The organism is Ruthenibacterium intestinale, assembly GCF_040096265.1.
GTDB lineage: Bacteria > Bacillota > Clostridia > Oscillospirales > Ruminococcaceae > Ruthenibacterium > Ruthenibacterium komagatae.
The window spans coordinates 1-6,415 of the sequence record NZ_JBBMFA010000087.1; the positions used below are offsets into that span (position 1 = coordinate 1).

Annotated in this window: 4 protein-coding genes; 2 read left to right on the plus strand and 2 right to left on the minus strand. The window is 62.5% G+C overall.

The window, feature by feature from the left end; genetic code table 11:
• Window positions 1–28 precede the first annotated feature (28 nt).
• Window positions 29–3,163 carry an isoleucine--tRNA ligase gene (gene ileS, locus WMO24_RS07925; protein WP_349215869.1) on the minus strand — a complete coding sequence of 1,045 codons (3,135 nt, stop codon included), beginning with the start codon at window positions 3,161–3,163 and terminating at the stop codon, window positions 29–31.
• Window positions 3,164–3,251: 88 nt separating this feature from the next.
• Entirely contained in the window at window positions 3,252–4,808 is a 1,557-nt protein-coding gene (locus WMO24_RS07930) for a CotH kinase family protein (protein WP_349215871.1), read from the minus strand.
• A gap of 138 nt (window positions 4,809–4,946) precedes the next feature.
• Between WMO24_RS07930 and WMO24_RS07935 the strand changes: the two genes are divergently transcribed.
• Together WMO24_RS07935 and WMO24_RS07940 are read left to right on the plus strand one after the other, a co-directional pair.
• Window positions 4,947–5,642 (plus strand): polyphosphate polymerase domain-containing protein, encoded by a 696-nt coding sequence (locus WMO24_RS07935; RefSeq protein WP_349215873.1) that lies wholly within the window; start codon window positions 4,947–4,949, stop codon window positions 5,640–5,642.
• 12 nt (window positions 5,643–5,654) lie between these two features.
• The gene (locus tag WMO24_RS07940) at window positions 5,655–6,308 is read left to right on the plus strand and encodes a DUF4956 domain-containing protein (protein WP_349215874.1); all 654 of its coding nucleotides are present in this window, start codon (window positions 5,655–5,657) and stop codon (window positions 6,306–6,308) included.
• Window positions 6,309–6,415: the final 107 nt, after the last annotated feature.

The window sequence follows — 6,415 nt, forward strand, 5'->3', positions numbered from 1 at the left end:
GCGGCATTTGCCGCGCGGACGCATTCTCTCATTGCTTTTTCAGCTGCACGGTGACGGTCTCGCCGTCCACTTCCAGCTTGCCGGTGTAATCCGGCTCGGCCAGAGGCGCGTCGCCGGCCTTGGCCAGCAGCTCGCTCTCCAGATAGTCCAGCTTCGCGGCCACCACGCCGCTCAGCTTCTCGCCCGTCTCAAAGTGAACGAAGATCCGGTCGGACACCGCGAACCCGGCCTCCTTGCGGAACACCTGGCACTGGCGCAGAATGTCGCGCAGGCAGCCCTCGGCATACAGCTCGCCGGTGATGGCCATGTCCAGCGCCGCGGTCACGCCGAAGTCCTCGGCCACCGCCAGGTGCGCTTTGGGCGCGTGCTTCAGCGCGAAGATCTCCGCGCTCAGCGCCGCGTCATAACCCGGCACACGCACCTCGCCGCCGGCCTGCACCGCCGCGGCCACCGCCTGCATGTCCTCCGGCTCCAGGCCGGCCAGCAGGTTCTTCACGTGGTTGACGTCGCCCTTCAGCACCGCGCCGGCCCTCTTGAAGTCCAGCACCGCGTAGGCGTCTTCCAGCGCGCTGGTGTCCTCCAGGAACTCCACGCTCTTCACGTTGACCTCGCTGGCCAGCACGCTCTCCAGCTGGGGCGCCAGGGTGATCTTGCCGTCCTTGCCGCACACATACAGCGTGCTCAGAGGCTGGCGGATGCGCACCTGCTTTTCGTTGCGCAGCTTCAGCGCCAGGGAGATGATGTCGCGCACTTCCTGCACCTGGGTCAGCACCGGGTCGTTCACGTCCACGCCTTCCAGCACCTTGGGCCATGCGCTCAGGTGCACGCTCTCGGCGCTTTCGTTGGAATAGCGGCGAACCACTTCCTGCCAGACGTGCTCGGTCAGGAACGGGATGGCCGGGGCCATCACCTGGCTGATGGTGCGGATGGCGTACAGCATCACCGTGTAGGCGGTGTTCTTGTCCTCGCTGTCGCCCTCTTTCCAGAAGCGGCGGCGGTTGATGCGCACATAGAAGTTGGAGATGTCGTCCACCACTTTTTCGAACTGATCCATCACGTCCTTGGTGGAATAGTTCTCATAGGCGTTGGTGGCGTTGGCCACAAAGTTGTCCACCAGCGTGACCAGCCACTTGTCCGCCAGGCCCAGCTTGGACACGTCCAGCTTGGACACATCCACGCAGGGTTTGTCCACTTCCGCGTAGGTGGCAAAGAAGGTGGACAGGTTCCAGAAGGCCAGCAGCTTGCGCTTTGCCTGGTCGCCCAGATTGTAGCCGAAGCGCACGTCGGTGGTCATGGGGCTGGAGGCGAACAGATAACGGGAGGCGTCGGCGCCGATGACGTTGGCCGCCTCGTCGAATTTGATCATGAAGCCGGTTTTGGAGAAGCGGCTGCCGTCCTCGGCGGTGACCATGCCGTGGGTGCCCACCTGCTCGTAGGGGGGCTCGTCCACCAGCACGGTGCTCATGAACAGCATGGAGTAGAACCACAGGCGGACCTGCTCCTTCATCTCCACCACGTACTCCGCGGGGAAGTAGGATTTCCAGTACTCCCGGTCCTCAAAATATTTCAGGGTGGAGAAGGGCACGATGCCCGCGTCCAGCCACACGTCGCCCACGGCTTCCACGCGCTTGACGGGCTTGCCGCAGCACGGGCAGGTGATCTCCACTTCGTCGATCCAGGGGCGGTGCAGGTGGGGCAGCGCGTCCACCTTGGACTTGTCCACGGCTTTTTCACGCAGCTCTTCCAGCGAGCCGATGACCGTGACCTTGCCGCATTCGCAGGGATAGAAGGGCAGCGGCAGGCCGTAGAAGCGCTTGCGGGAGATGTTCCAGTCGGACATGTTGGTCAGCCAGTCCAGCATGCGCTTGCCCTGATAGGGCGGGTTCCATTTGACCTTTTTGGCGTTGGCGATCAGACGGGGGCGGATCTCCTCCACGTCGATGGCCCATTCCTTCACGCAGCGGAACAGCACCTGGGTCTTGCAGCGCCAGCACACCGGGTAGCTGTGGCGGATGGTGTGGGTGTAGAACATCTTGCCGCGCTTTTTCAGCTCTTCGAAGATCTGGTCCCGGGCGTCCTGGGCGCCCAGGCCCGCGAACACGCCGCAGCTGGGCAGCAGAACGCCGTACTCGTCGATGGGGATGAGCACGTCGATGCCCTCTTTTTTGCCCAGCTCAAAGTCCTCGGCGCCGCAGCCGGGGGCGATGTGCACCACGCCGCAGCCCTCGTCGTCCTGTACTTCGTCCCACAGGACCACGCGGTGGTCGGTGTCTTTCTGCAGTTCCAGCTCGGGGAAGCAGGTCTCGTAGTGCAGGCCCGCCAGGTCGGTGCCTTTGAAGGATTCCAGCACTTCGCCCTTTTTGGCGAACTTGTTTTCAAAATAGGTGCGGCCCATGATGATGGGGTGCTCTTCCCCGTCCAGGCGCGCCATCACGTAATCCAGCTCCGGGTTCACGGCCAGGGCGGCGTTGGCGGTCAGGGTCCAGGGGGTGGTGGTCCACACCAGCATGTAGGCGTCCTTTTCCACCAGCGGCACCTTGAAGAACACGGCGATGTGCTCCACTTCCTTGTAGCTGCCGCTCATCTCATGCTCGGACAGCGACGTGCCGCAACGGGGGCACCAGGGCATGGGTTTGTACACCTGCTTGATCCAGCCGTTCTCGTCGCACTTTTTCAGAACGGCCCAGATGGAGGTGATGTTGTTGTCTTTGTAAGTATAGTAGCTGTTGTCCCAGTCCATCCACTGGCCCAGGCGCTTGGACTGGTTCTTGATGACGTTGCTGTACTTGACCACGCGCTCGATGCACTTGTCGGTGAACTTGTCCAGGCCGTACTCCTCAATGTCCCGCTTTGTCTCAAAGCCCAGCTCTTTTTCCACCTCGACCTCGACCCACAGGCCCTGGCCGTCAAAGCCGTTGCGGTAGTGGCTCTGGTAGCCGTTCATGGCTTTGTAGCGCAGGAACGTATCCTTCAGGGTGCGGCCCCAGGCGTGGTGCACGCCCATGGGGTTGTTGGCGGTGATGGGACCGTCAATGAAACGGTACTTGGGTCCGTTTGCATTCTTCTGTTTCAGTTTGCCGAAAAAGTCGCCTTTTTCCCACATATCCAGGATCTCTTCCTCGTTGGCGACAAACGAGTAAGAGGGATCGAAATGCTCTTTCATGGCTGCCTCTCCTATCCTCTGCCCAATCTCAGGCTGATAACTAATTTATTATATCAGAAAGCGCGCGCGCCTGCAAGGATGCGCGGCCCTATCCGGGCAGGTTTTCTGCAAGCCAGGCGGCCCGGGCGCTGATCCAGGAGCCCAGCTCGTCGGCCATGGCTTTGTGCGAGTAGTCCGCCGGGGTGTTCATGCGGTCGTTCAGGCCGATGTAAGTGGGGATGAAATTGTTGGTGGCGGCGTTGTCCAGCAGGGCGTGCTGCTCGGCCAGCCACGTGTCCAGCCCGTCCAGAAACGGGCGCAGCTGTTCAAATTTTTCCCGCACGGCCGCCTGAAATTCGGGGTCCTGGGCCATGCGCTCGAACCAGAGTACCTGCTGCACCAGCCCGTCCGCGGAAGTGTAAAGCTCCTCGGCGGCGTTGCCGTATCCCTGGTCCATGTCCCACACGGGGCCCATGTACAGAATGCCGTCCCGCTCATAGACAAAGGAGCTGTAGGGGTTGTGAAAGTCCCGGTTTTTGGAAAGCTCCTGCAAAAGATAATTGACGGCAAAGGAGTCCAGGTCGATGCGCTCGGTATAGCGCCGGCCGTTGTAGGTGAAATCCGGCGAGGCCAGCGCCTGCTCCAGACCGGTCACCGCCTGGCGGATCTGCTTCCAGGCGGCCTTCTCGCGGATGTCCTCCCCCAGGTCCTTGATCTTCAGCGGAATGCCGTACACCGGGCTGCTCCAGGACAGGGGCGTGCCCGCGGTGCGGGCATCCAGCTCGGCGATCCATCCCTTTTCGGAAAGGCCCACGGTCTCCACGCCCACATGGGTGCCCAGGTCGTACACGCCCTGGTACTGGCCGTTCATGTACAGCTCCACGAACCGGCTGTCCATGGCGGCGTCGATGTCCATCTCCCGCGCCATGGTGTGGGTGATGGTGTTGCGCAGCAAAGACGAGTCGGAAAAATTGGCCAGCAGCACATAGTCCCGGGAGGCGGGCAGGCCCAGCAGGCTGGTTTCCTCGCTGAGGTCCACGTGGTAGGGCAGCTTGGGATACTGGGCGGTGGAATTGCCCCGCACCCGCACGCTGCCGGTCTGGCGGAAGGTCAGCTCGCCCCCGGCGTCGTACAGGGAGATGGCGGCGGTGACCTTCTGCTCTTTGGAGTACACCGGCTCGTCGTCAAAGGTCTCGAACACGATCACGGGCAGGCTGGTGCGCCGGATGTGCACGGTGTACACGGCGTCGCCGCACTCCAGCGACGCCCCGTCGGAGAAATCCGCCCGGGTCAGGCCGCTGATCAGCCGGCGGCCGTTCAGGCGCACCGTCCCCTGCGCCGTGAAGCTGGCGCACAGGGAACGCTCGCTGACCTGCGGCGGCAGGAACAGATACAGATCCCGGTCCGCAAAATAGCCCTGGATCTCAAAATCCAGATCGCTGTTGTTGCCGCTTTTGAACGTGATGGACGTCAGCGGGTCGCTGGTGTAGGCGCCCTTGGTGTGATAGGTATCGTGAATGGCCTGCAGATAATCCCGTCCGGCCAGATAGGGGTCCGCGCGGGTCAGTTTGAGCCGCACGCCCACCAGCACGATGGCCGCGATGACCGCGCAGCAGGCCACCAGGCCCAGCGCCGACATCCACGTCTGTCTGCGGGTATACTTCATGCCGTGATCTCCCTTCTCTGCGGAACCTGCGTTCCGTCTTCTCAGAGGCTATTATACCAAAAACCGACAAAATTCCAAGGTTTTCTTGCTCCGGCGCACGGAATGCCTTATAATGAAGCACAGCGGGGAGGGAGCGCGATGCAAAACCTGGTGGTGACCCGGTTCGAGCACAAATATCTGCTCACGGACGCCCAGGCGGCCGAGCTGCGCGGCAAGCTGAACGCGGCGCTGGCGGCGGACAGCCACAATGCCGGGCCTTCGGGCAGCTATCTGGTGCGCAGCCTGTACTTTGACACGCCGGACAGCCGGGACTATCTGGATAAGGTGGACGGGCTGTTTTCCCGGCAGAAGCTGCGGCTGCGGGTGTATGGCGGCGAAGGCGGCCGCGCCAAGCTGGAGTGCAAGCAAAAGCAGGGCGATTACCAGAAAAAGACCTCGGTGTGGGTGACGGCGGACCAGTGCGACGCCTTTGCCCGGGGGGATTTTTCCTCGCTGCTGGACACCGACGACGAGGACGCGCATTTTCTGTACGCGCTGGCCAGCCGGGGCTACCGGCCGGCGGGGCTGGTGGAATACCGGCGCTCGGCCTGGCTTCTGGGGGTGCGCAACACCCGGGTGACGCTGGATTTCGACGTGCGCGGTACAGACGTATTGCCCACGCTGTACGGACCGGTGGTCCTGCGGCCGCTGCTGGACCCGGGTCTGGTGGTTTTGGAAGTGAAATTTGACCGAAAGCTGGCGCCCTTTGTGCGGCGGCTTTTGAAGGGATATCAGCGCACGCGGCTGTCCTGCGGCAAATATGAGAACTGCCGGGCGCTGAACGAGCTTTTATAAAGGGGTATGGCAATGAACAAACAGGAAATTCTGGAGTTTTTCTACACCAACAGCGAGGAGCTGACCCCGGTGCTGGTGTTTCTGGTGCTGTGCATGGCGCTGTGCGCGGCGGCGGTCATCTACCTGACCTACCGCTTTACCACCGAGCCCACGGTCTACAGCCAGAGCTTCAACGCGGGCAATGTGGTGCTGACGCTGATCACCACGGTCATTATGCTGATGATCAGCAGCAACATCGTCATCTCGCTGGGCATGGTGGGCGCGCTGTCCATTGTGCGGTTCCGCACAGCGGTCAAGGACGCCCGGGACACGCTGTACATCTTCTGGTCCATGGTGACGGGCCTTTCGGTGGGCACCCAGAACTTTGTGCTGTCCATGCTGTCGGTGTGCTTCATCAGCGCGGTGTTCTTCGCGTTCCGGCTGGTGGGCGAGCGCACCAACAAAGGCACCCTGATCGTGCGGGGAAAAACCGTGGACGCCGCCGCCCTGGAGCAGGAGCTGGCCCGGCACACCCTGCACTTCCGCCAGCAGTCCGGCTTTGCGGGCGAGGACCACTGCGAGTACGTGTACACGGTGTTTCTGCCCCGCCGGCGCACCGCGGGGGACTTTGCCGCCCAGATGACGGGCGTGGCAGGCGTGCAGCAGGCCAACTGGGTGCGCGGCTGACCGCAGAACGCTGTTCCAGAAGGACGCCGGTTTGGCCGGGGTTCCGTAAGAAAACGACGCCGGGCAGGGGCCCCTTTTGCGCGGCTGCATCGTCAAACCGCCTTGAC

Bases quoted from the DNA above. Each gene is read 5' to 3' on its own strand.
- ileS (WP_349215869.1), bottom strand. From the start codon at position 3,163: ATGAAAGAGCATTTCGATCCCTCTTACTCGTTTGTCGCCAACGAGGAA.
- WMO24_RS07930 (WP_349215871.1), bottom strand. From the start codon at position 4,808: ATGAAGTATACCCGCAGACAGACGTGGATGTCGGCGCTGGGCCTGGTG.
- WMO24_RS07935 (WP_349215873.1), top strand. From the start codon at position 4,947: ATGCAAAACCTGGTGGTGACCCGGTTCGAGCACAAATATCTGCTCACG.
- WMO24_RS07940 (WP_349215874.1), top strand. From the start codon at position 5,655: ATGAACAAACAGGAAATTCTGGAGTTTTTCTACACCAACAGCGAGGAG.